This window comes from Mycobacterium haemophilum DSM 44634 (assembly GCF_000340435.2).
Classification (GTDB): domain Bacteria; phylum Actinomycetota; class Actinomycetes; order Mycobacteriales; family Mycobacteriaceae; genus Mycobacterium; species Mycobacterium haemophilum.
On the sequence record NZ_CP011883.2, the window covers coordinates 2933054 to 2958562 of the forward strand.

The following is a 25509-nucleotide window of genomic DNA, read 5'->3' on the forward strand; positions in this document are numbered from 1 at the left end:
CCTCACAGCGCAGAGCCTGTTAGTGTGCCTTGGCTGGGTCGATTCTTCGCTGGGTCGATCAAGGCGCCGTTAGCTCAGTTGGTAGAGCAGCTGACTCTTAATCAGCGGGTCCGGGGTTCGAAACCCTGACGGCGCACCCATCTTTCAGGTTGCGGGTGCCACGATGCGGCGTGCTGCCGCTACGGCGGCTGTGCGGCGCGCGGCAATGATCGTCGGATCGGAAGTACTGGCGTCGGGATGCGGCGACTGCGCCCACGCCAAGCCGACGCCGAACAAGATCACCAGCAGATCCATCGGACGCCAGGCCGCATCGACGTGACCCGCGGCCTGGGCGGCCTCGATAACCCCGATGTCGCGGGCCTGGATTGATTCCAGATCCTCGATGGGGTCGAGCGCCAAGCCTTCCAGGTTCGCCCAGGTGATCATGCGCAGGTGCTCGGGTCGCCGGCAGGCCAGGTCGTAGATGTCGCCGACAAACTCCGCTACCGCGTCCGGGCGCAGCGTGACCGCAGCGAAGAACTCGGCCATGTCGGCGGCGACCACACTGCGGAACAACGCCTCCTTGTCCTTGAAGTGGGCGTAAAGGCGCTCCTTGCTGGCCTCGGCAGCGCGGGCGATGCGGTCGATCCGGGCCCCGGCCAGCCCATATTGTGCGAACTCCGACCGCGCAGCGCTCAGGATCGTGTCGCGCAGTTCGGTCGTGGTTCGCACTGTAAAAGCATATCCGCACGAACTAGTTCGTTTGGTAGGGTGGTGGCACACCACCCTGACGCCTAGGCGAGGATCCCGTGAGCGAGCCAATCGATGTCGATGCAGTGATGAACCATTCCCGCCGTGTCCAAAGCTTGCGCGGGGCACTCGACAAGATGCACGACGGGATTGCGCCCGTCATCGACCTTTCCCGCCCGTATGTGAGCGGTCTGGACAAGTTGCCGGCCGATGGCCGGTTCCTGTTGGTGGGCAACCACACTCAGTTTGTCGGCGGCGAGGTGTTGTTGATTCCCCACTTCGTGCGTCGCGCGATCGGCGTCCGGGTGCGGCCGCTGGCTGATCGCCGGTTCGGGCAGCAGCGGGGGTTTGGCCGCGACCTGATGACCGCCTACGGCGGTGTCGTCGGCGCCCCGGAGACGGCGCGAGAGCTCATGCGGCACAACGAAACCATCCTGGTCTTTCCCGGCGGGGGCCGCGAGATCGCGAAGTTCAAGGGCGAGGAGTACCGGCTGAGTTGGAATGGCCGTGCTGGATTCGCCCGGATCGCGGTGGAAAACGAGTATCCGATCGTGCCGGTAGGCCTGGTCGGCGGCGACGACGTCTACAAGAGCGTGGTCACCCGCGACAGTGTGTTGGGTCGGCTCAGCCAAGCCATCAGCGCGAAACTAACCGGCCGTGCCGACATGGCGATGCCGTTGATGCGCGGCATCGGCCCGACCCTCATACTGCGTCCGCAACGCATGTACCTGCGTTTCGGGGAACCGATCGACACGGGGATGCCGGCCCGCATCTCGACACAGGATTGGGTGGCGTCGGTCAAGAAGAGCACCCAACAATCGCTCGAAATGGTCCTCTGCGAGCTGTTGGCGATCCGCGGAGGCGACCCCTTCCGCAAACTCAACCCGCTGGCATGGGCCAGTGCAGTCAAGGAATCCCCTGCGCTGCAACCAGTTTCGTCCTGACTCAGCGATTCCTGATCCGGCGGACCAGCACGACCACGACGACCGAGGAGATCCCCACCAGCGAGGCGATCACCACCGGCTTTTTCACAAACTCGACCACCCGGGCCTTGAGATCATCGGCGAGGCGGCGGGGGTTGGCACGCTCAGCAAGCGAGTCGACGGTCGCCGCGAGCTGTTCGCGGGCGACGTCGATCTCCTGCTTGATGGTGTCGGGATGCCGGTCCGCCACGTCTCTGTCCTCCAAGTCCTCCGGTGTCCTGCCTGATGCACCTGAGGCACTACCCTAGATCAGCTGGCCCTGATCCCATCGCGCCGGTGAGCAGAAAGGACCCACGTTGACCGAGACCACACGGCTGGCGCCCGGCGACCAAGCGCCTGCGTTCAGCCTGCCTGACGCCGACGGCAAGACGGTTTCGCTGGCCGACTATCGGGGACGGCGCGTCGTCGTGTATTTCTACCCGGCGGCGTTGACACCGGGATGCACCAAACAGGCATGTGATTTTCGAGACAATTTGCATGACCTCAACGATGCTGGGCTCGATGTGGTCGGGATCTCCCCCGACCCAACGACCAAGCTGGCTAAATTCCGTGACGCCGAACGGCTGACGTTTCCGCTGCTATCCGATCCCGACCGCAAGGTGCTGTCGGCCTGGGGCGCCTACGGCGAAAAGCAGATGTACGGTAAGACCGTCCAGGGTGTGATCCGTTCCACATTTGTGGTCGACGACAAGGGCAGAATCGCGGTCGCGCAGTACAACGTCAAGGCCACGGGCCATGTCGCCAAACTTCGGCGCGACTTGTCGGTCTAAACGCTACTCAGCCCAAGTTAGCCAACAGCAGTGCTTCGGCGACCGCCGCGCGTTCCAGCACACCCAGATGCAAGCTCTCGTTGACGCTGTGTGCTTGTGTTGCGGGGTCTTCGACGCCGGTGACTAGGATCTTCGCCTGCGGGAACGCAGCGGCGAACTCGGCGATGAACGGGATCGAGCCACCCATCCCCATATCGATCGGATCAGCGCCCCACGCCTGCCGGAACGCCGTCCGTGCGGCGTCATAAACGCCGCCGCTGGCCTCGATGGCGTACGGTTCGCCTACCTCGCCGCGGATAACGTTGACGTGGGCGCCCCACGGGGCATGCCGCTGCAGATGCGCGGTCAACGCGTCCAGGTGCGCCGCGGCGTCACCGCCCGGCGCGACCCGCATGCTGATCTTGGCTCGGGCCCGCGGGATCAGCGTGTTCGAGGCTGCGGCAACGGATGTGGTGTCGATACCGATCACAGTGATCGCCGGTTTGGCCCATAGCCGCTGCGGCACTGAACCCGAGCCGATTTCTGACACTCCGCCCAACAAGCCAGAGTCAGCTCGGACCCGCTCGGGCGGATAGTTCACGTCGGCGGCAGTACTTTCATGTAGACCCGCCACGGCCACGTTGCCGTCGTCGTCGTGCAGGCTAGCCAGCAGCCGCACCAATGCGCTCAGCGCGTCCGGCACCACGCCGCCCCACAAGCCGGAATGCAGCCCGTGGTCAAGTGTGGCGACCTCAACGACGCAATCGACTAAGCCGCGCAGCGACACCGTCAGCGCGGGGACATCGGTGCTCCAGTTGTCCGAGTCGGCGATGACGATCACGTCAGCAGCCAACGCATCGCGGTGCGCGGCCAGCAACCTGCCCAGCGACGGCGATCCGGATTCTTCTTCGCCCTCCACGAAGACCGTCACACCCACCGGCGGTCGGCCGCCATGCGCCCGGAACGCCGCCAAATGCGTTGCGATGCCTGCTTTATCATCGGCGCTGCCGCGGCCGTAGAGTCGCCCATCGCGTTCCGTGGGCTCGAAAGGTGGCGACGCCCACTGGTCGCGGTCACCTTCCGGCTGGACGTCATGGTGGGCATACAGCAACACGGTGGGCGCGCCCGGTGGCGCCGGATACCGAGCAATGACGGCCGGTGCGCCGCCCTCGCTGACGATCCGCACATCGTCAAAACCTGCCTGCGACAACAGGTCTAAGACCGCCTGCGCGCTGCGGTGCACCTCATTCCGCCGGCTGGGGTCGGCCCACACCGATTCGATCCGCACCAAGTCCTCAAGGTCGCGCCGCACCGACGGCAGCACTTCGCGAACACGCTGGGCTAGGTCAGTCACGCCGGTGTCCCCGAGCGCCGAGTGTGGGGGCTAGGTATAAAAACTGGCGTGAATTCGTCCATAAGGCCCACGTTCGGCGCTAATCGGCAGTCTCGAGGATCGCCACCGCGGCCGCAGTGTCCCCCTCGTGTGTCAGCGATACATGGATCGTCACATCCGCCAGATGCTTGGCGATGGCTCCGGTGAGCCGGACCCGCGGACGTCCCCACATGTCGGTGACCACCTCGATATCGCGGTGGATGTCTTCGGGCAGCATCGGCCGCTGGGCAAACCGCGATCCTGACCACGCCTTGATCACCGCTTCCTTCGCGGCCCACCGGGCCGCCAGGTGACGCGCCGCCGACGAACTCTTGTCCGAGGCGTCCCGACGCTCACCGGGGGTGAAGGTGGCCGAGAACGCCGTTCCCGGTTGGCTGACCTGCTCGGCGAAATCAGGGATGGAGACGAGATCGATCCCCACGCCGACGATGCCCATGGGTCGCCACGTTAACCGATCCCGATGTAGGCCTCGCCGTCACCCAGCCGGGCGGCCGGATTCAGTAGCATCGCCGCCTCCTGCAGCTTCTCCGGCGCGTGGTGGTCGAAGCGACGGTCCGGTGGCCGCTCGTACATCGGCGCACCGCCAGCGATCGCCGCCGCCAGACGCCGCTGACCGGCCAGCAGACGCGCGTCTGCACGCCGCTGGTAGTCCGCCCGCTGACCCGGGTCCAGCGCGGCGATAAACGCCTGCGGATGCACCAGCGCCACCAAACCCGACACGTGACCGAACCCGAGGCTGGTCAACATGCCGGCCTTCAGCGGGAACTTCCCGCCGAGCCGCAGCGTGTCCCGTAGCCAGACGAAGTGCGCCGCGCCGGCCAGCTCGTCGTCGACGCAATCCAGGCTGCGGTTGGGCGGGATGACCCCATCCCGCAGCATCTGGCACAAGCCCATCATCTGGAAGACCGCCGCGCCGCCCTTGGCGTGGCCGGTGAGGCTCTTCTGCGACACCACGAACAGCGGAGCACCTTGGGAGCGGCCCATCGAGTCGGCAAGCCGCTCATGCAGTTCGGTCTCGTTGGGATCGTTGGCCAGCGTCGAGGTGTCGTGCTTGGAGATCACCGCAATGTCGTCAGCGGACACGCCGAGCTTGGCCAACGACCGGGCCAGCGGCGAATCCTTGCCACCGCGGCCTGCGCCCAGCGCGCCCAAGCCCGGCGCTGGGATCGACGTGTGCACACCGTCGCCGAACGACTGGGCAAACGCCACCACCGCGAGCACCGGTAGGCCCATCTTGAGCGCCAGGTCACCACGCGCCAGCAGGATGGTGCCACCGCCCTGGGCTTCGACGAAACCCAGCCGACGCCGATCGTTGGGCCGGGAGAACTTGGAGTCGTGGATGCCCCGGCCACGCATCATGGCGGTGTCGGCGGTGGCCGCCATGTCACCGAAGCCGAGGATGCCTTCCAACGTCAGGTCATCGATGCCGCCGGCCACCACCAGCTCGGCCTTGCCCAGCCGGATCTTGTCGACGCCCTCCTCGACCGACACCGCGGCCGTCGCGCACGCGGCGACCGGGTGAATCATCGATCCGTAGCTGCCGATGTAGGACTGAACCACGTGCGCGGCAACGATATTCGGCAGGATTTCCTGGAAGATGTCGTTGGGCTTGTTACGGCCCAACAGGTTGCTGTGGTACAGCGTCTGCATCGAGGTGCCACCGCCCATACCGGTGCCCATGGTGTTGGCGACCAAACTGGGGTGCACATAGCGCATCACCTCGGCGGGGCTGAAGCCGGCGCTCAGGAACGCGTCGACGGTCGCCACGACGTTCCACACCGCCACCCGGTCGATGGAACTAGCCATGTCGGGGCTGATGCCCCACACCGTCGGGTCGAATCCGGTCGGAACCTGACCGCCAACGACTCGGGACAGCTTGGTCTTTCGCGGCACCCGAATCTCGGTGCCGGCCTTGCGGATGACCTGCCAGTCGCTCGAGTCGGGCACCGGCCGGATGACCGTGTGCTCCGGGTCGAACTCGACAAAGGCACGAGCGTCGGCCTCCGAGGAGACGACGAACGCGAAGTCCTTGTCCAAGAACACCGAGACCAGCAGCGGGTACGCATGATCGGGGTCGATCGTGCCGTCATCAACAAACTCGCGGATGCCGCAGCGCTGTACCACGGTGTCGTGATAACGCTCGACCAGTTCGGACTCATCGACCAGCTCGCCGGATTCGGTGTCATACCAACCGGGTTGCGGGTCGTCTTCCCAGCGAATCAACCCGGTGGTCCAGGCCAGCTCCAGGACGCCGGCAGCCGACAGTTCGCCCGCGACCTCCATCTCGAACCGGGTACGCGACGAACCGTACGGTCCTATTTCGGCGCCGCCAACGATCACCACCAGGTCAGCGGGGTCGACGTCGAGGTCAGCCCAGTGCGGCGGTGGCGCCGGGGTGTAGCCGCGAGGCGGGGAGGGCAACGCGGCAATGGTGCCCGCTGCCTCGGCGGCTTCAGCGGCCCCGTCTTGCGACGACGACATCTCCTCACGCGCTTTGGCGGCGAGTTCGGCCATGTCGAGGTCGACCTCACCCAGGCCGCCGGTCAAGTCCACCGTGATCGGCGTGCCGGCCGCGGCCACCTTAGACTCCGCATCGCACAAATCCAACAACATTGCGGCCATCTCGTCGGTGGAGTACGTGGTGACGCCCGCCTCCTCGACGGCGTGGGCGATAGCGTCATTGTGTCCCATCAGCCCGGTGCCGCGAGTCCAGCCGATCAGCGCGTGCGCCAGGCTGACCCGCGCCGCCCACGCAGACTCGGCGTGCCAACGACTCACCACGGCGTCCAGCGCCGACTTGGCTTCGCCGTAAGCCCCATCACCGCCGAACATTCCGCGGTTAGGCGAGCCGGGCAGCACGACGTGCAGTCGCGACGCGATATCACGCTCGGCGCCGATCTTCGACAGACCGGCAATTAGCCGCTGTACAGCCCACAGCAGCACCTTCATCTCCATCTCGGAACGCGCACCGGCCTCCGACAAGTCGCCGACCACGCGCGGCGCCGCAAACGGGAACAACAGCGTCGGCGTCTGCGCGTCCTTGATGTGAATCGACTGTGGCCCAAGGCTTTCAGCCTGTTCATTGCCGACCCACTCGACCAGTGCATCGATATCGGAGTAGGACGCCATGTTGGCCGGGACCACCCACAGCGCCGCGCCGTACCGAGCATGGTCGCGGTACAGCGCGCGGTAGAACGCCATCCGTTCCTCGTCGAGCCTCGACGTTGTCGCGATCACGGTGGCACCGCCATCGAGCAGTCGTGCAGCCACCGAGGCGGCGATCGAACCCTTCGAAGCCCCTGTCACCACGGCGATTTCACTGCTGTAGGGACCTGGATCCGGGTTCTGGGCGCCGGCAGCGATCCGTCCGTACAGCGACGCGTGGATCTGACGGCCCGCGGCCAGTGACTTGCCCTGCCACCAGGTGGCCTGAGTGGCGACGACGTGGCCGGCACCCTCGAACCTTTCCGACAGACGCGACCATTGGGCATCAATCTCGCCCTCGTCGCTCAGCCACAACCTGACCAAATCCTCACGGGCACTGGCCCAGCGGTCGTCGAAGACAACAGCCTTCTTGGCGTCGAACACCGGAGCCACCAAACGCGGCCAGTCCGAACCCAGTTCGGCGGTGACCAAGTCGATGAGCTCGGCATCGGTGGCCCCTGACGATCCAGCCGACGCGCCGACCTGATCATCGAGGCCCAGCTGGCTCAGCACCAGACGGGCCGCCGAAGCGAGCACGCCGTCGCGGCCGGTGATCTGTTCGGTGAATTCGCTCAGCGCTGCGGCGTCGACGGTGGCACCTCCGCCACCGCCCGCCGATGGCAGGGCCACCGCGACGCCACGACGCGCCGCGACGCTAGTGACCGCCGCATCAATGGCCTTGTCGACGGAGCCGGCATCGGCCAACGCGCCCTCATGCAGATTGCCCAGGGCTCCGCCACGGACGCTGGTGCCCTCCCGGGTGCCCAACGCGACCTCGACCGTGACGTGATGGGCCCAACCCTCGCCGAGCTCCCAGGTTTTCTTGACCCGCTCGGCGATGGCGCCTGGCCGCTTGCCCGAGGGGCCCAGCGCCGTGCGCAGCTGATCGTTGATCGCGTCGGAAAGCACTGGACCGTAAGGCTTGTAAGTGCGTGCCAGCTTGGTGACCTGCGACCGCAGCCCGGCCAGGTCTGCCTCCGCGGCACCATCGATGGCACCCAGGTTCAACTCGGAGCCCAGGTCGACCAGCAGCTGGTTGCGCCGCGACGACGCACCGTCAGTGATGGACTCGATCGAGTCCAGCTCCTCGATCTGGTCGATGCGCATCTTGGCCGACAGCGCGATCAACGCCAAGGTGGCGTCGGCGGCGCCGAACGAAATGTCGTCCGGCCGAGCAGCACCCGACGGAGCGCCGGATGGAACGTCGGCGGCCGCCGACGCGACGGCTGGCGCAACGGTGGTGATCTCAGGCGCTGACGCGCCTGACTCGGCAGGCTCTTCTGCCTCAGGCTCTGGCTCGGGGTCGGTGTCGGTGGCAAATAGCACCGCGGCGTCACGCTCAGCGTTGAGCACTTCGACTGTGCTGTGGGCATATTCGGGCAGCTTGAGGGTGTTGGTGGCCAGTCCGGCGACGGTCGGCGCCGACTTCACACCGATCTCGACGAACCGCTCCACACCCAGGCCACCAGCGGCCTCCTCGATGAACAACAGGTCCTGCGTCTCGATCCAGCGCACCGGGCTGGCGAACTGCCACGCCAACAGCTCGATGATCACCCGGCGTGCCATCTCGCTGGGGCGCTCACGGCGCCAGGTGTCGTAGTCGGCGAGGATCTCGTCGAGCGGTTCGGCGGGCACCAAATCCCGGATCTCCTGGATGAAGTCGCGATCTAGCGTGAACGGCCGTGGCACCAAGTTCGGGATATAGCGTCCGACGATCAAGTTGGGATCTTGGTCGTGCGGCATGACGCGATCCAGCGAGCGGCGGAATTCGGCCACGCCGACCCGCAACACCCGTGAGTGAAAGGGCACGTCGATGCCGGGCACCAGGATGAACGAGCGCCGGCCGCCAGTGAGCTCGCGGCGCCGCTCCACCTCGGCTTCCAGCGCTTCCAGGCCGCGAACCGTGCCGGCGATCGCGTACTGCGAGCCTCGCAGGTTGAAGTTCACAATCTCCAGGAATTCACCAGTACTGGCCGCAATACCGGCGACAAACGCGGGAACCTCGTCGTCGGGCAGGTCGATCTGCGAGGGCCGAATCGCCGCCAACCGGTAGTTAGAGCGGCCCAGCTCGTCGCGCGGCACGATGTCGTGCATCTTTGACCCGCGGTGAAACACCGTCTCTAGCAAGGCTTCCAGCTGATAGACGCCCGTGACACAGGCCAGCGCCGTGTACTCGCCGACGGAGTGGCCGCAGGCGATGGCCCCTTCGACGAACGCACCCTGCTCGCGCATCTCGGCAACCTGCGCGGCCGCGACCGTGGCCATCGCGACCTGGGTGAACTGTGTGAGGTACAACACCCCATCGGGATGGTGGTAATGCACACCGCTGGCGGTGATGCTGGTCGGGTTGTCGCGCACCACGTGCAGCACCGAGAACCCGAGCGTGCCACGGGTGAACTTGTCGGCGTCGTCCCACACCTTGCGGGCCGCCTTGGAACGAGCCCGAACATCCATGCCCATACCCTTGTGCTGAATGCCCTGGCCGGGGAACGCGTAGACGGTCTTGGGCGCAGTCAGCCGTGCGGTCGCCGACATCACCAGATCCGAACCGATGCGCGCAGCAATTTCCAAAATTTCTGCGCCCTGGTCGATTCCGACGCGATCGACACGGAAGTCGACCTGGTCGCCGGGACGCACCATGCCGAGGAATCGTGCGGTCCACCCGATCAGCCGCGCCGGCGGCCGGGCTTGCCCGTCGGTGGCCGTGACCACGTGCTGGGCGGCAGCCGACAACCACATGCCGTGCACGATCGGCCCACCTCCACTGACCGGATCCGCCAGGCCTGCCAGCAGCGCAGCTGCCCGGTCGGTGTGAATGGGGTTGTGGTCGCCGGACACCACCGCGAACGGACGCATATCAACCGGTGCGGTAAGGGTGACGTCACGACGCCGGCGGCGCGGCGTGTCGGTCGCGTTCTCGGATACTGCGCCACCGGCCCGGACCGGGTCGGTGAGTTCGGCGGCGCCGGTGCGCCCGAGGATCGCGAACCGCTCCTCGAGGGTGGCAAGCACGGCGCCCGCGGCTGCGTCGCTGATGATCACCGAGACGGGCACGACACGACCCATGTCCGTATCGGTGGCCAGCGAAGCCGTTGCGGTGACTGTTAATTGGGCCGGAACTGTCGGCAGCTGGCCAACGACATGGGCAGCGTGGTCCAGGTGCACCAGACTCAGCAGACCCTCCACCACCAGGACACCGGTGTCGGTTACCGCCGAACCGATGGCCGCGAAAACCGCGGGCCAGCACGCACCGACTAATGCGTCGGGCACCGTGGTGAGACTCGGCGCCAGCGGCTCGCCGAAGGTGGCAGTGACTCCGGTGTGATCAGCAACCCGCTCGGGATCCCAGTCGACCGTGACGATGGCGGTTCCGTCTTTCACCGGGGGCAGCAACTCCGGCCCGTCCACCCCAGCGGCAATTGCCAGCACTGCGCGCATAGCACTGGTGGCATCCTCGGTGGAGATCACCGGGGTACCGCCGTCAACGGTGTTGGCAGGCAGCGTGAACGGGATGTCGACCCAACCGTCCGACACCGGGACGCTGAGAACGACCTGTTGGTCTTCGGCTTTTACCTGCAACCGGGCACCGGTGGATGAGTGTGTCGCACTGAGGTTTCCATTAACCTGCCACTCATTCGGGTCGGCGATCCGATGAACCGGGTTGGTCGCGGTACGCCCGGCCCACAGCACATCGGGTGCGTCAAGCACCACGGCCAGCGGTCCGGCCACATCGGCGCGGCCCAGCCGGCGCGACGTGACCGCCACCGGCTGCGCTCCCGATGATGCGAGCACCTCGAGCGCTTCATCTATGGCGGCCTGCTCGAAGCGGTCCAGCAACTCACCGACGGGTTCGTCCATCCGGGTAATGCCGGCCACCGCCGCAATGCCGGGGATGATGCACACCTGGTCGGCGTCATAGCGGGCGTCGTGCGCCTGCCACAGCGAGTCGCTGCGCCACCAACGCCGCACATCCTTGTCGATGACCGGCACGAAGTTGACCGGCTTGCCTAGTGTCTTGCACAGCGTGACGAAGAACGGCACATCCGCCGGATGCAGCTGGACGGTTTCAGCGTCTGGGTAGCGCGCCAGCAGGGCGGCGATGGCCTGGTCGGGCTTCTCCAGCAGCGCCGGATCGGCAAAGAGGGTCTCAATCAGACCGAAATCCTTTGGATGTAAACGTGATTCAGCACGTTGCAACATCCGCTGGAACCGGTCACGCCAGGTATCGGCCAGCCACGGGCTGCCCGGTGACGCGGTGTCGGCGGTCGAGTTGCCGTCACCGATCGTCAGCTCGACGTAGCGCCGCAGCCACTGCAGGTAGGTCATCTCTGAAACGTCGCCAAAGTAGGGCTTAGCGGTGTTGGCCATCGCCGCGATGATCTCGTCGCGCCGCTCTGCGACAGCCTCAGCGTCGCCAGCGACCTCGTCGAGTAGCCGGCCACAACGTGAGGCAGTGTTGTCGATCTCGTGGATGTCGGCACCGAGCTGGCTACGGCTAGAAGCCATGCCGCCCTGGGCTTTTCCGGCGCTGATCCACTGGTCGGTGCCTTGCGTTTCGACCAGCATCCGTTTAACCGACGGCGAGGTAGTGGCCTCTTTGGTCGCCATCGCCGCGGTGCCGACCAGGATGCCGTCGATCGGCATCAACGGGAAGCCGTACACCTGCGCCCAACGTCCGGACAAGTACTCCGCCGCCCTTTCGGGGGTGCCGATGCCGCCGCCGACGCACACGGTGATGTTGGCACGCGAGCGCAGCTCCGAGTAGGTGGCTAGCAGCAGGTCGTCGAGGTCTTCCCAGGAATGGTGGCCGCCCGCCCGCCCGCCTCGACATGCACGATCACTGGTTTGGTGGACACCTCGGTCGCGATGCGAATCACCGAACGGATCTGCTCAATGGTGCCGGGTTTGAACACGACATGGCTGATGCCGACGCCGCCCAACTCCTCGATCAGCTCGACGGCATCTTCGAGATCCGGGATACCGGCGCTGATCACCACACCGTCGATCGCCGCGCCGGACTGCCGGGCCTTCTGCACCAGCCGCTTACCACCGACTTGCAGCTTCCACAGGTACGGGTCAAGGAACAACGCGTTGAACTGATAGGTGCGTCCCGGCTCGAGCAGTCCGGACAGTTGCTCGACACGGTCGGCGAAAATTTCTTCCGTGACCTGCCCGCCGCCGGCCAGTTCGGCCCAGTGCCCGGCGTTGGCCGCAGCGGCGACGATGGTGGCGTCGACGGTGGTCGGGGTCATGCCCGCGAGCAGAATCGGCGAGCGCCCAGTCAGCCGGGTGAACTTCGTCGAGAGCTTGATCCTGCCGTCGGGAAGTCGGACCACGGTCGGGGCATAGCTCGACCAAGCGCGAGCCACCTCGGGCACGGCCCCGACGGTGAAGAGGTTGCGCTGACCACCGCGGGTTGCAGCGGGCACGATGCCCACACCGAGGCCGCGGATCACCGGCGCGGTCAACCGGGTCAGGATGTCACCAGGCCCCAAGTCGAGAATCCACCGAGCTCCAGCACCGTGTACCCGGGTGATCTCGTCCACCCAGTCGACTCCGCGCACCAGGATGGCCTCGGTCAGTTCCCGGGCCAACGTGACATCGAGGCCCACCTTCTCGGCCCAGCTTCCGACGATGTCAATACCGTCGGCCAGGCGCGGCGTGTGGAAGCCCACCTCTACCTGCACCGGATCGAAGACCGGCGCGAAGATATCGCCGCCGCGGACCTTGTTCTTGCGGTCGGCTTCTTCCTTCTCGGAGATTTGCCGGCAATACAGCTCGAATCGCGACAACTGTTCGGGGGTGCCGGTGATGACAACCGAACGCCGCCCGTTGCGGATGGACAACACCGGGGGCAGCACGGTGCGAACATCCTGTGCGAACTCATCGAGCAGCCGGCGAATCCGCTCGGGGTCGGCGTTGGTGACCGACACCATCGGCGGACGGTCGCCGAGGACGGAGATGCCGCGGCGGCGGGCCACCAACGTTCCGGCGGCACCAATCAACTGGGCCATTGCCAATAGCTCAGCGTCGCGCGCCCCCCCGGCCTTCAACGCCTCGACAGCGAGCACACCCTGGGAGTGCCCCACGACCGCCACTGGGGGTGTCGCGATAAGGTCCATGCCCTGTCGGGCCAGGGCGCGCCAGGCCGCGATCTGGGTGAGCAGCACGCCGGGCACCGACACCGCCGCCGACGTCAGGTGCTTGTCGGAGGGGACCGGGTCCTCGGCCGCCAGCGCACGTACCCACTGCAGTGGCTCGAAGCCGATCGGACGCACCACGACCAGCTCTTTGGCGACTGGTTCGAGGAGCAACTCGACCTCACCGACCAACGTTGCCAAGTCGGATTCGACCCCGGCAGAGGACACGAGTTCTTCCAGGGTCTCGAGCCAGGCGCTGCCTTGGCCGCCGAACGCGACGGCGTACGGCTCGCCAGCCGTTAGCCGATCCACCAGAGCATGGGTGCTATGCAGGCTATTTCCGTTGCGATCAGCGGATACTTGGTCGTGCTCGTGGATCGTCACGTTCTGTATCTCCCTGTGTGCGTCTTTGAGGTATCTGTTCGCCAGGCCGCCTGGACTGCCGTGCGAGGCCCGTCGGTTCCGGTCGATTCCGCGTTGAACCGCAGACCGAAAGTCAGCTGACCGGTGCGTTGGCGCGCCGGCCGTGGGTCGAGCCGCGCGGCAGACTGCATCGGCTGCCAATAAGGGTGTCATAAGAGAACGTGCCCTTCGTGCACGCCGATTGGTTACTGGCGAGTTCTACGCACGGGTAACCACGTTGTGAGTAACGCCCGGTTAAATCGCGAGCGGGGGCGCCGCGGACAAACGTCCTGCGTGCAGGTGGTTACGGTCGAGTAGCTATAACTGCGCTGATCAAGGCAGTATTGTTATGGAATCGTTATGTAAAAAATGTGAGCTGTGGCGGCCGCTCGGTGCGCGCCACCGCGCGCCATCACGGGTCTGCGACCACGGGCAATGAGCGAACAAATGTTTACTGGAAGCCGGCCAGCAGGCCCCAGCGGGTTAGGCCCACTGCCCGAATTGGGGCTTGAGGATTGAGTTGATGTCCACCCCGACCCCGCCAACGGTGTTTTTGTCCACCCTGACCTGGTGCAGGTGCGCGACCGAATGGGCACGTCCCCTGGGCGTGTGCTGCCAGAAGTAGGTGCCCAGGCCATCGTGCACCGCCCAATCAATGGTCTGCAAATTGGCGTACACCCCGGTCCGCTCGTGCCCGATCACCGACTCCCAGGCCCGCAGATACGGAACGATCTGGTTCTTGTACTGCTCATACGACGGTTCGTCGTCGATCGAGGCGTAAATGGGGGCACTGGCCGGGCCGCCCGCGGCGGCGTGCAGCTGGACGGCGCGTTTGGCGTGTTGCAGGCCGGCGGCGGCCCCACCCAGCCAGTCAGCGGTGCTCCCCTTGCCGTATTGATAGCAAGAAACAATCTTGAGGCCACCACTACTCAGGTCACGAGCCTCGCCGAGTTGGATCGGCTTGCCGAGCATCCAGGCGCCCCGGGGATCGGACACGTATCGGATTGCCCCCACCGCGCCGGCGGCCCTGATCTGGCTGGCGGGGATGACTCCGGCCGCGTAGTCCAACAAGGTGCCAAGTGAACCTGCCGCTGATGCCGGTGCGGCGCGCAACGCCGCGGCGGCGACGCCTAGACCTAACAGGCCCGGGGTCGCGGCAGCGAATTTGAGGACGTCACGCCGAGAAACCACCACACGCCACAGAATACTTCAGAAACACCATAAGTCACATCAGCCCCACCAGTCACAGATGGACGTATCGCGCCCGAACGTCACTATGCCGCCGGTATCTAGGCCGGACAACCAGCTAGCCAGATGGTCCTACCGGTGGCAAGCGGGTGGTCCTGGCCCAGAGCCAAACCGGTCCTACCTGCCGGGACACGACAGCGTGCACCCCCGACGACACGGCCGTTAACCTTCCTGTAAGGTATCCGAAACGTGATTGCATGATGACGTTCACTAACTAACCGGCCGAGAGGGAGTGCTTAAGTGGCGTTTAATCCAGAAACAGACGAAATAGTACCAGAGGGAAGCTTGCTGCAGTCGTCCCAGTTGGGTACGTCCCAGTTGGGTACGTCCCAGTTCGATACGTCCTCCCCATTGATTACGTCCTCCCCATTGGCTACGTCCCACGTCGGTCGGTCAGTACAAGACTTGAGTCAGTCTTTCATGCACGACAGGGAGATGATACGGGTAAAGCCAAATAGCATGACTGAGGTGAGCACCAAGATGGTGGAGATAGCTCACCAAATTTCGATAGCAAATGCCCAGAAGGCCCCGGCGATGACCAAGATTCCCGCGCCGGGGAAGGATAGCGTGTCAGCTCTGTTAGCGAGATTTTTTAATGCTCGCGGGGTGTCGTACCAAGTGCATACCGATCGCGGCGCGGACATCGGCAAGCAGTTCTCCTGGAGCCTAAAGGATGCCGCATCTGAATATGAAAAGGCTGAGGAGCGCACCAAAAAAGAGCTGCTGGTTGATGAGGGGACTGAGTACTGAGTCTTCTCGAAGATGATTAATGTTCATTTAATGCTCGCGGGCTGCTGTACCAGGTGCATACCGGTCGAGGCGTGGACATCGGCAAGTAGTTGTCCCGGAGCCTGAAGCCTGCTCACGGTTTGTTACCAGCGAATAGATCTGTCAGCAATATGTTAATTGTAGAGTTGAGGAGAAAGTAACCGAGGTGCCAAATTTCAACTTATTATCACCCGAGGTCAACGTTAGCAATATTAAAGGTCCGGGTTCTAAGCCGATAGTAATCGCTCAAACAGCATGGCGACAGCTGGCGCAAGATTTGACTCTCATGACGGAGCAGTGGGTAGCTCAAATTAGCGCAACGGAAGAATTGTTTAAAGGTAAGGCAGCGCGCCAATTTATAGACGCGGCAGGTCGGTACGGTGACTGGCTGACTAGACACGCCCGCACGGCCGGTGCGACCGCCGAGTCCCTCGGTCAAGCGGCGGAGGCCTACGACACGGCGGTCCGCTCGATGGTGCCGACATCTACGATAGTGGCGAACCGCGCGGCCGCCTTAACCATGAAATCAACTAACCTTTTAGGGCAATTCACCGCCAAAATCTTGGAGCTTGATCGGACGTACCAAGAGATGTGGGCCCAGAATGCGGACGCGATGAATACATATCAGTTTGCTGCCTTCGAGCTTATGAGGCAGGTTGAAGAAGAAGTAGGAATTACACCGGCGCCGCAGGTGGTCCAAGGCAGCACTTCCAGGTCGTTCGGCGGCCATCATCGCAGCAGCGGCTATCATACCATCAGCAGCACCACCCTCGTCGAAGATGAAGGTACATACTACTGAGTTCTGACCGCTGGCGGCATTTGGAAATTGGTGTCGTAGATGGATGGGCGGTCGGTGGTGGGATCACCCTGCCCGCCATCTGGCCGGCGGATAACCACTGTAACTCGGACTATTTCACCCACAATGTAACGAAATTAACTGTAAGGAGACAAAGAGTATGACCGCACGTTTTATGACCGATCCGCACGCGATGCGGGATATGGCGCGCCGTTTTGAGGTGCACGGCCAGACGGTGGAGGACGAGTCGCACAAGATGTGGGCCTCGACGCTGAACATCGCGGGTGCGGGCTGGAGCGGGACCGCGCAGGCGACCTCGTTTGACACCATGGGGCAGATGAATCAGGCGTTTCGCAACATCGTGAACATGCTGCACGAGGTGCGTGACCAGCTAGGTGCCGCCGCCACCCGCTACGAGCAGCAAGAGCAGGCCTCCCAGCAGATCCTGCAGGGTAGCTAACGGCGGAAAACCGCCGCTGTCCACGACCTTTTCTCATTCACTTTCTCAATTGAGGAGCACAAAAACTCATGTCCAGCATTAACTACCAGTTCGGGGATATTGACGCCCACGGCGCCACCATCCGCGCGCAAGCCGCGTCGTTGGAAGCCACCCATCAGGCCATCCTGGCCAGTGTGCGCGACGCCGCTGACTTTTGGGGCGGCCAGGGCTCGGCGGCATGCGAGCAGTTCATCAGTGATCTGGGCCGCAACTTCCAGATGATCTATGAGCAGGCCAACGCCCACGGCCAAAAGGTGCAAGCCGCCGGTAACAACATGGCCGACACCGACCGCTCGGTCGGTTCCGCATGGGCCTAACCCCTACACCGGCCAGTTAGGTGAAGTGACAATCCCCGGGAATCACCAAGACGTTGGTTGTCGGGGATTGATCCTAAGATGAGCCGAGCACCGCGTAGCGGCACAGGCAGGGCCGTGCCGCTACGCGGTGAGGGACAACCAAAGGCTCCGGGATCCAGAGGCGGCCCCGCAGCCGGCATGGCACTCGGCTCAGGGGACAGCCGCGGCGTAGCCGCCTGCATTTGGGTTCCTGCTACTTGATGGGTGCGACCGGGGGCACCAGCTCGGGGTCGCCTCAGTTACCGTATCAGTGCACACCGGGTGCGCACGAATTTCCAGCCTCGGCTCAAGGCGTGCGCTCCCATCATCGCGACAATGCTGTGTATCAACAGATTTCATTGGTCTAGCCGTCCCGCGACCGACCAAACCAACCAATAGGGTTGAGTTCTTTGTGCGAGACCACCGGCGATATCACACATGGAACTCACCTGATGACCGGCTCACGGTACTCCCGCGGCCGATGTTGATTGCGTGGATCGCCACGTGGGGTGATCGCGGTCGATGGCTTTGGCACCGAGCACATCACCGCAACCCACGGCCCACGGCCCGAATCTAGTACACAAATCCACACCAGCCACTACGCGACTTCACCGGCCACAGACCCCGCGGAGTCGCCGAACCCACCGCAGTAATAAAAGTCATCAGGTAGCACCAGCAGCACCGAAGGTGAACCTGCTCGGCAATGATCGCAGCCGAGGGACTGATCGTCGCGCCGCAGGCCGCAGTGCTTAGTGCCGGTCCAGCTCGGCCGCTAGCAGAGCCGCCGCAGCTTTGAGAATGCCATTGGAGCGGGTGAGTTCGGCATTCTCGCGCATGAGTTCCTGCAGTGGAGGGACCGCCTCACTAGGCAATTCCGAACTGGTGTGGTTGACGGTGCTGGTGCGCATCCACTCGCAGACCGTCTCAGTCATCCTGTTACCGAGTATGTCGGTCACCGCTCGAATCGCTGTCCGCTCCATGTGGTGCCGACCGTGCACCGCGCTGACCGTCCGCCCAGTCTCGGAGTGCAGCGGCCCATGGGCAACGGCGTGCTGCAGATGTGGCGCGGTGCTTTGCGGCGCAGGCTGGTGGGACTGCGGCAGGTGGTACATAGCCGCGTCACCGTTGACGCAAAAGGGGCGGACCGGCTCTGGCCGGTCCTGCCGCTCGCGAATCTCGGTTTCTTGCTCACGCAGCCGAGCCTCCCGCCGGGCGATCGCTGCTTCCTGCTGGCACAGCCGGGCCTCTTGTTCGCCGACTTGCCGTTCACGCTGATTGACAGCGGCGTATCGCTGCGCAAGCTCAGCTTGCCTGTCGGCGAGCTCGGCTTCCCGCTTGTCTAGCCCCGCAACACGATTACGGAGCTCGGCATTGAGGCTACAAAGCTCCGCGTTCCTCTCGATGTGGCCGACTAGCTCTTCCTCAACGAGGTCCAGGAAGAGGTCGACCTCTTCTTCGCAGTAACCACGCTTGCCGATACGTGGCTTAGAGAACGCAACATTGTGAACATCAGCAGGAGTCAGCGCCATCGGCCGTCTCCGCTCGCCGGGCAAAAACGAACCTCAATCTCAGCATCAACCGCCACCCGCCCCGCGGCTGTAATGGCCTGCGCCGCAACAGCATACGCAGCAGCCAGCGCTGGCACCGGCGAACTGGCCAGCGCCAAACCTTCGGGAACCCCTCGCACCGTCACCATCGATACCTCTTGCGTATCATCTCCATCTCGGCTACCGCCCACGGCCAAGCTGTCGTCATTCAAACCTACTTGACAAAATGCATACGTGACCGACTATGAATCTCACGGAATATGACTGTTGTCAACTGATGCCCGCAAATACGGTTCCGTAGGTTTTCACTACGCCAAACGTACGGTCCCGTAGGTTATTTTCCAACGCTAGCTCGTTCGGCCGGGCTTACCGCATCACGTTCGTCGACGAGATGTCTGGTCTCCACTCCGAAGACGTGGAGAAGATCCTGGACGGCAACATGATGAAGGTGATGAAGGTCTCCAAGCCTGTGTCAGCCTGATCTAGTCGTGGGCGACCGCAAGCCGCTGGGCGAGCACGCCCGTCTCTACCACACGTGACGGCCACTGAGCAGCTCGCGACGTGCCGAAATCTGGTGCGCCGACCATTTGACACGTGTTGATAATGTGGAAGTCGTGCCTGGCGAAGTCGTCAGCGCAGCTTTGTTGGTACCAGGGGTCCGTAAGCGGTCCGTAGCAAGCCCTAGGAGGGACGGGCACATGGCGGCCGAAATGGACTGGGACAAAGAGGTCGGCGCGGCAGAGGACGTCCGACGCATTTTCGAGAACGTGCCCGCGATGCTGGTTGGCATGGCGGGGCCCGACCATCGCATCACCGCGATCAACGCGGCCTTTCGCTTATTCAATCCAATGCTCACCACCGTGGGACGGCCCGCGCGAGAGGTCTATCCCGAACTTGAGGGCCAGAAAATCTATGAGATGTTCGACCGGGTGTATCAAACCGGCGAGGCACAACGCGGGACGGAGTGGCGGCTGCAAGCTGACTACGACGGTTCGGGGCTCGAGGAACGATTCTTCGACTTTCTCGTCACGCCGCGCCGGCGGGCGGACAGCTCGATCGAGGGCGTGCAGCTTATCTTCGATGACGTCACCGACCGGGTGCGGGCACGGCTGGCCGCCGAGGCACGCGTGGAAGAGCTGTCCGAGCGGTACCGCCATGTGCGCGATTCAGCCACCGTGATGCAGCAGGCGTTGCTGGCCCCGTCGGTGCCCGTTGTTCCCGGCGCCGACATCGCCGCAGAGTATCTGTTAGCCGCCGAGGGCACTGCGGCCGGCGGCGACTGGTTCGATGCGATGGCCCTCGGCGATCGGCTGGTGCTGGTTGTCGGCGACGTCGTCGGCCATGGTGTCGAAGCCGCGGCGGTGATGTCACAACTACGCACCGCCGTGCGGATGCAGATCTCGGCAGGCCACACCATCGTCGAAGCGCTTGAGGCAGTGAACATCTTCCATGAACAGGTGCCCGGATCGAAGTCGGCCACCCTATGCGTGGGCTCGCTCCATTTCATCACGGGTGAATTCCAGTACTGCACCGCCGGGCACCCGCCGCCGTTACTGGTCACTGCCGACGCCAGTTCGCGCTACCTGGAACCAACCGGCGCGGGTCCACTCGGAAGCGGCACCGGATTTCCGGTGCGCACCGAAGTGCTTGACGTCGGCGACTCGATCCTGCTGTATACCGATGGCCTGATCGAACGACCGGGCCGGCCGGTCGGCGCCAGCACCGCCGAATTCGCCGACTTGGCAGCCAATATCGCCGGCGGCAGCGGCTTTGTCATGGATACGCCTGCCCGGCCCATCGACCGCATCTGTTCGGAAACACTTGAATTACTGCTCCGCTCAACCGGTTACAGTGATGACGTCACGCTTCTGGCGGTGCAACGTCGCACCCCGCCACCGCTTTTTCGCATGACGCAGGATGCGACGCTCCACGCCGCACGTGCGGTTCGGACCCGGCTTCGTGAATGGCTCTCGGAGATCGGCGCCGATGCCGCTGACATCTGCGACGTCGTACACGCAATTTCGGAGTTCGTCGAGAACGCGGTCGAACACGGCTACCCGAGCGAGGTTCCCGGCGGTCTTGTCATCGAGGCAGCGCTGTGCGGCGACGGCAACCTCCGCGCCTCGGTGACCGACCATGGACAGTGGAAGGACTCCCGTGCAGGCGACCGGGGCCGCGGTCGTGGACTTGCCATAGCCGAAGCGTTGATGACCCACACACATGTCGCGCATGAAGCTGACGGAACGACCGCCTCCTTAACGCACCGCTTGTCGCGACCCGCGAACTTCATCACCGACCCACTGGTCGGCCCGGCAAGCTATCAGCGCACCGTCGATTGCGAATTCGTCTCCTCGGTCGTCGACGCGGGCCGCATCGTTGTCAGCGGCGACGTCGACGCTACCAGCGCGGCCACCCTGGACCGCCAGATTACGGTCGAAAGCCGTTCCGGCATAGCACCGTTGACGATTGATCTCAGCGCAGTCACTCAGCTCGGATCGGGGGGCGTCAGCGCGCTGGCCGCCGCCCAGGACCGGGGGCGTAGGCAGGGTGGCGACTGTGTGCTGGTAGCACCGCCAGGCAGCCCAGCCCACCACGTCTTGTCACTGGTCCAGATGCCCGTCGCCGCTACCGACGCCGAGAACCTCGTCTCGGAGGGATAGCGGCAGGGTCGATCACCACCCGCGAGGCGTGCAGCTCCCGGACGTAGCGCAGCGGAGCTTCTTTACGCAGAAAGGCGTGGGTGGTTGAGGCGAAGAGTATCTTTTCGGGAGAGTCAACAGCGGTCATGCCGGCCGGGCCTTCCGAGGCATTCGATCGCCGCTGCGGAGGAAGGGGGGAGCAAGTTGGGGTGCAAGATTATCCGCTTGATCGGTCCTAGTCGGAGTTCGCTGGCAACTCTGATGGTAGCAATGGGTCATAGGAGTCACAGATACCGGAGTTCAGTCGATAATGACGTTGACGAGCTGTAACCGCGATGGCTGAGGCGAACGAGGGGCAGCCGGATTCGGCTCTATCCAAAGCCGACGCGATGGCGTTGGCCGAGGAGGCCGAGGCAGAAGCCGCCGCGGCCGAGGCATTGGCCGCCGCGGCGCGTGCCCGCGCCCGCGCCGCCCGGCTGCGGCGCGATGTGCAAGCCCCTGCCGAGGCTGCTGATACGAAAACCGGTGACGAGACCAGCGCAGCCGCCAAAACCGAGGCCTTAACGAAGCCTGCTGCACGGCGGCGCCGCTGGTTGCGGCTGCCGTCGCTAGCCACGATTGCTAAAGCGGCCGCGATCGTCCTCATCCTCGCCTGTGGTGGATTCAGCGGATACATGGCGTGGCAACACCGTGATACCGCCCAGCGCCAGCAGCGCACCGCGGCGTTTGTCGCCGGGGCCAGGCAAGGCGTGGTCAATCTGACGTCCCTGGACTTCAACAAAGCCCAAGAGGATGTGCAACGGGTGATTGACAGCTCCACGGGCGAATTCCGCGACGACTTCCAAAAGCGGGCCGCCGATTTCACGAAGGTGGTCGAGCAGTCCAAAGTTGTCACCCAAGGAACCGTGAACGCGGCGGCCGTCGAGTCTATGAGCGATCGTGCCGCTTTGGTTCTGGTCTCGGCAACGTCACGCATCACCAATTCCGCAGGCGCCAAAAATGAACCGCGGGCGTGGCGGCTGCGGGTAACCGTGACCGAGGACGGCGGCCAATACAAGATGTCGAAAGTTGAGTTCGTACCGTGACGGATGATGTGCACGTCGAAAAGGACCGAGCTACAACCGAAGTCGATGATTCGGTGACCGAGTCCCCCGCACCTGACGACTCCCCCACGCAGACCCAACCGTCGCGACGTGACCGGCTGCGCGGGCTGCGTAACGTGAAACTCGTTCCGGTGATTCTGGTCCTGCTCACGGCGCTCTCCGCCGGTCTGGCGACCTGGCTGTATTTCAAGCAGTACCGGCCCGATCAACAGACCGACTCCAGCGTCGCCCGGACTGTGGTCAGTGCAGCGTCCGACGGGACGGTCGCGTTGTTGTCGTACTCGCCCGACACACTCGACAAGGACTTTGCCGCCGCCAGGTCGCATCTGTCCGGGGATTTCCTGTCCTACTACAACCAGTTCACTCAACAGATCGTGGCTCCGGCCGCCAAACAGAAGTCGTTGAAAACCACCGCTCACGTGATGCGCGCCGCGGTGTCAGAGCTGCGGCCCAATTCGGCCGTCGTGCTGGTTTTTGTCGACCAGAGCACCACCAGCAAAGACAGCCCCGATCCATCGATGGCGGCCAGCAGCGTACTGGTGAGCTTGACCCGGGTCGGCGGCAACTGGCTGATCACCAAGTTCGAACCTGTCTAGCCGGACAGGCTGCTGCTCCACAGCGACAGCGTCGCGGATCGCCTGAGCGTTGAGCAGGAACGGCGCCAAGTAGTAACAAATCTTCTCCGCCAAGGCTCGCACCCGGCACAGCTCGGCGAAGTCAACCAGGGCATCACCTTGCCCCATTTTACGAATCTTTCGTGTGCTGTTTACCTTGCGTTTATTTGTTCAGATGGAATTAACCTTTGACCGCGCCGATAAGTGCACTTTGCACCGAAAACTGCGGCAATTCGGGTGGTTTTAACCTGTTGCGGGCGTTGCGTAACGGTGATCATTGAGACCAGTTCGCACCACCGGCGCAGTGGGTGCGGAGAGCGCAAGTAGCCAAACCAATTGGCGGTCCTGGATCGCTCCCTGGTAAATGGCTTGGGTTCTTCGAGGAGGAATTCATATGTCCTTTGTGACGGCACAACCCACAGCACTAACCGCGGCAGCTGGCGTCCTGCAGAGCATCGGTGTATCCACGGTGGCCAGCAATACCGCGGCGGCCCCGGTGACCACCGCTGTTCTTCCCCCGGCTGCCGATGAGGTGTCAGCGTTTCTGTCGCAGTTCTTTAGTACCCACGCGCAGGAGTATCACGGGCACGCCGCTCGGGGCGCAGTCGTTCACCAAAAGCTTGTCCAGAGCTTGCTGACGGGCTCGTTTGCGTATGCGACCACCGAGCTTGCCACCCAGGTGGGTTTCTAGCGGACGCCGCTAGCTGCACTGAATACCAGCGAGCCAAGGGAACAACGAGATGTTGGATTTCACAGCGTTGCCGCCTGAGATCAACTCCACCCGAATGTATGCCGGCGCGGGTGTGGGTGCGCTACTGGCCGCCGTCGCGGAATGGAGTGTGCTGGCGACCGAGCTGTTCACCGCGGCGCAGGGGATCCAGTCGGTGATCGAGGGGTTGCTAGCGGGGCCGTTTTTGGGTTTGTCGGCGCTAGCACTGGGGCAGGCGGTCACGCCCTATGTGATCTGGCTGACCGCGACCGCCTCGGCGGCCGAGCTGACCGCGAACCAGGCCACACTCGCGGCCGACGCCTATGAGGCGGCCTACAGCATGACGGTGCCGCCGGAGATGGTGTTCGCGAACCGCGTGGAGACAGCGGCGCTGGTCGTGACCAACCTTTTCTTGCAAAACACCCCCGCGATCGCTGAGAAGGAAGCCGAATACGCTGCGATGTGGGTCCAAGACGCGGCGGCGATGCTGTTCTATCAGGCCGGCGTGGTCGCCGCGGTGGTGGGGACGGTGCCGTTTACGGCGGCGCCGGAGGTGGTCAGCGACCTCGGGCTGACCCCAGCGGCCCTCGTGGCCGAGCAGGCACTCAGCCCAGTCGCGCAGGCTACCAATCAGGGGATAACCGCCACGTCCCAATTGGGAGCGTCACCAGTGAGCAAGTCAATGGGAGTCGCCAGCCCACAAGCCCTTTCCGGGCCCGCAACGACTGCGGCGAAGCCGTTGTGGGGGGGCGTTGCACAGCACTTGTCGCCCATGAGCAACCTCGTCGGCATGACCAACAACGGCGTTTCGATGCTTGGCCAGGGTGTGTCGCAGACCAACACCTTAAGCTCGATGATGAAGGGCTTCATGCCGACGGCGAGCAAGGCAGCAGAAGGCGCGGCCAAGGCGATGCAGGGCGTCGCCGAGTCAATGGGCCGCGGCCCGCTGGGTTCGGGTGTCAATGTGAGCGGGAACTTGGGCCGGTCGGCGTCGGTCGGCTCGTTGCGGGTGCCCGAAGCATGGGCCACGGCCAACCAGGGCGTCGCTCAAGTGCGCGGATTGCCGCTGACCAGCATGGCCGCCGCGGCCGAAGGCGGGTCCGGGCAGATGATGAACGGGCTACCGATGGCGCCTATGGGCTCCAACGGGAGCGGCGGCATCGGCGGCGTCAACACTGCGCTGCGCCTGCAACCGAAAGCTTTCGTGATGCCCCGCAACCTCGCCGGCGGATAACGGCGGCGGGCCTAACGGTTTGACCCACAACGTAGCGGGTTTCGCCACGACATCAACCAACTTGAAGGAGATAAAAGTATGACCGCACGTTTTATGACCGATCCGCACGCGATGCGGGATATGGCGCGCCGTTTTGAGGTGCACGCCCAGACCGTGGAGGACGAGTCGCACAAGATGTGGGCCTCGACGCTGAACATCGCGGGTGCAGGTTGGAGTGGGGCCGCGCAGGCGACGTCCTTTGACACCATGGGGCAGATGAATCAGGCGTTTCGCAACATCGTGAACATGCTGCACGAGGTGCGTGACCAGCTCGGTGCCGCCGCCACCCGCTACGAGCAGCAAGAGCAGGCCTCCCAGCAGATCCTGCAAGGCAGCTAACGGCGAAAAACCGCTGCTATCCACGACCCTTTTCCCATT

At 64.1% G+C, this 25509-nt stretch carries 18 protein-coding genes, 1 tRNA gene and 2 pseudogenes; 13 read left to right on the top strand and 8 right to left on the bottom strand.

All coding sequences use genetic code 11. The features are described 5' to 3' along the window. Window positions 1–63: 63 nt before the first annotated feature. Window positions 64–136, top strand: a tRNA-Lys gene (locus B586_RS13770). Between the two features lie 8 nt (window positions 137–144). Here B586_RS13770 and B586_RS13775 read toward each other — a convergent pair. After that, a complete protein-coding gene (locus tag B586_RS13775) occupies window positions 145–711 on the bottom strand; it encodes a TetR/AcrR family transcriptional regulator (RefSeq protein WP_054879658.1) in 567 nt (188 codons plus the stop codon). A gap of 107 nt (window positions 712–818) precedes the next feature. Here B586_RS13775 and B586_RS13780 point away from each other — a divergent pair, with 107 nt between their 5' ends. Further along, a complete protein-coding gene (locus tag B586_RS13780) occupies window positions 819–1673 on the top strand; it encodes a lysophospholipid acyltransferase family protein (protein WP_054879657.1) in 855 nt (284 codons plus the stop codon). 1 nt (window position 1674) lies between these two features. Here the strand turns inward: B586_RS13780 and B586_RS13785 are convergent, their stop codons facing one another. After that, window positions 1675–1902: a DUF3618 domain-containing protein gene (locus B586_RS13785; protein WP_054879656.1), complete on the bottom strand. Its 228-nt coding sequence runs from the start codon at window positions 1900–1902 to the stop codon at window positions 1675–1677. 106 nt (window positions 1903–2008) lie between these two features. On the opposite strand from B586_RS13785, the gene bcp reads away from it, so the two are divergent. Continuing rightward, window positions 2009–2482: a thioredoxin-dependent thiol peroxidase gene (gene bcp, locus B586_RS13790; protein WP_047316631.1), complete on the top strand. Its 474-nt coding sequence runs from the start codon at window positions 2009–2011 to the stop codon at window positions 2480–2482. A 7-nt stretch (window positions 2483–2489) separates the two neighbouring features. On the opposite strand, the gene B586_RS13795 is transcribed toward bcp, so the two are convergent. The 4 genes and pseudogenes from B586_RS13795 to B586_RS13810 all read right to left on the bottom strand — a co-directional run bounded on the left by B586_RS13795 (window position 2490) and on the right by B586_RS13810 (window position 14794). Next, window positions 2490–3815 carry a dipeptidase gene (locus B586_RS13795; RefSeq protein WP_047316630.1) on the bottom strand — a complete coding sequence of 442 codons (1326 nt, stop codon included), beginning with the start codon at window positions 3813–3815 and terminating at the stop codon, window positions 2490–2492. Between the two features lie 79 nt (window positions 3816–3894). After that, on the bottom strand, window positions 3895–4290 hold the full coding sequence (acpS, locus tag B586_RS13800) for a holo-ACP synthase AcpS (protein WP_047316629.1): 396 nt from the start codon (window positions 4288–4290) through the stop codon (window positions 3895–3897). Window positions 4291–4301: 11 nt separating this feature from the next. Then, window positions 4302–13582 (bottom strand): annotated as a pseudogene (locus B586_RS13805) (fatty acid synthase subunit beta domain-containing protein). Between the two features lie 501 nt (window positions 13583–14083). Further along, a complete protein-coding gene (locus tag B586_RS13810) occupies window positions 14084–14794 on the bottom strand; it encodes a DUF1906 domain-containing protein (RefSeq protein ID WP_047315792.1) in 711 nt (236 codons plus the stop codon). 489 nt (window positions 14795–15283) lie between these two features. Between B586_RS13810 and B586_RS13815 the strand changes: the two genes are divergently transcribed. The 4 genes from B586_RS13815 to B586_RS13830 all read left to right on the top strand — a co-directional run bounded on the left by B586_RS13815 (window position 15284) and on the right by B586_RS13830 (window position 17228). After that, window positions 15284–15598: a PE family protein gene (locus tag B586_RS13815; RefSeq protein ID WP_257720481.1), complete on the top strand. Its 315-nt coding sequence runs from the start codon at window positions 15284–15286 to the stop codon at window positions 15596–15598. Window positions 15599–15782: 184 nt separating this feature from the next. Next, window positions 15783–16415: a PPE family protein gene (locus B586_RS13820; RefSeq protein WP_168162546.1), complete on the top strand. Its 633-nt coding sequence runs from the start codon at window positions 15783–15785 to the stop codon at window positions 16413–16415. Between the two features lie 157 nt (window positions 16416–16572). Further along, entirely contained in the window at window positions 16573–16872 is a 300-nt protein-coding gene (locus B586_RS13825) for a WXG100 family type VII secretion target (protein ID WP_054879653.1), read from the top strand. 68 nt (window positions 16873–16940) lie between these two features. Further along, a complete protein-coding gene (locus B586_RS13830; protein ID WP_047314363.1) occupies window positions 16941–17228 on the top strand; it encodes a WXG100 family type VII secretion target in 288 nt (95 codons plus the stop codon). 767 nt (window positions 17229–17995) lie between these two features. Here B586_RS13830 and B586_RS21640 read toward each other — a convergent pair. Then, window positions 17996–18775 (bottom strand): DivIVA domain-containing protein, encoded by a 780-nt coding sequence (locus B586_RS21640; RefSeq protein ID WP_054879652.1) that lies wholly within the window; start codon window positions 18773–18775, stop codon window positions 17996–17998. Between the two features lie 716 nt (window positions 18776–19491). Between B586_RS21640 and B586_RS13845 the strand changes: the two genes are divergently transcribed. Further along, the gene (locus B586_RS13845) at window positions 19492–21453 is read left to right on the top strand and encodes a SpoIIE family protein phosphatase (RefSeq protein ID WP_054879651.1); all 1962 of its coding nucleotides are present in this window, start codon (window positions 19492–19494) and stop codon (window positions 21451–21453) included. Window positions 21454–21457: 4 nt separating this feature from the next. Here B586_RS13845 and B586_RS22805 read toward each other — a convergent pair. Continuing rightward, window positions 21458–21580 (bottom strand): annotated as a pseudogene (locus B586_RS22805) (acyl-CoA dehydrogenase family protein); the annotation flags it as partial. Between the two features lie 187 nt (window positions 21581–21767). On the opposite strand from B586_RS22805, the gene B586_RS13850 reads away from it, so the two are divergent. The 5 genes from B586_RS13850 to B586_RS13870 all read left to right on the top strand — a co-directional run bounded on the left by B586_RS13850 (window position 21768) and on the right by B586_RS13870 (window position 25470). Continuing rightward, a complete protein-coding gene (locus tag B586_RS13850) occupies window positions 21768–22517 on the top strand; it encodes a hypothetical protein (protein WP_054879650.1) in 750 nt (249 codons plus the stop codon). 53 nt (window positions 22518–22570) lie between these two features. Beyond that, window positions 22571–23131 carry a hypothetical protein gene (locus B586_RS13855; protein WP_047315862.1) on the top strand — a complete coding sequence of 187 codons (561 nt, stop codon included), beginning with the start codon at window positions 22571–22573 and terminating at the stop codon, window positions 23129–23131. A 412-nt stretch (window positions 23132–23543) separates the two neighbouring features. Then, a complete protein-coding gene (locus B586_RS13860; RefSeq protein WP_047315799.1) occupies window positions 23544–23840 on the top strand; it encodes a PE family protein in 297 nt (98 codons plus the stop codon). 49 nt (window positions 23841–23889) lie between these two features. After that, window positions 23890–25092 (top strand): PPE family protein, encoded by a 1203-nt coding sequence (locus B586_RS13865; RefSeq protein WP_054879649.1) that lies wholly within the window; start codon window positions 23890–23892, stop codon window positions 25090–25092. Window positions 25093–25170: 78 nt separating this feature from the next. After that, window positions 25171–25470, top strand: a complete 300-nt coding sequence (locus B586_RS13870; RefSeq protein WP_054879648.1) for a WXG100 family type VII secretion target — start codon at window positions 25171–25173, stop codon at window positions 25468–25470. The last annotated feature ends 39 nt before the right edge of the window (window positions 25471–25509 follow it).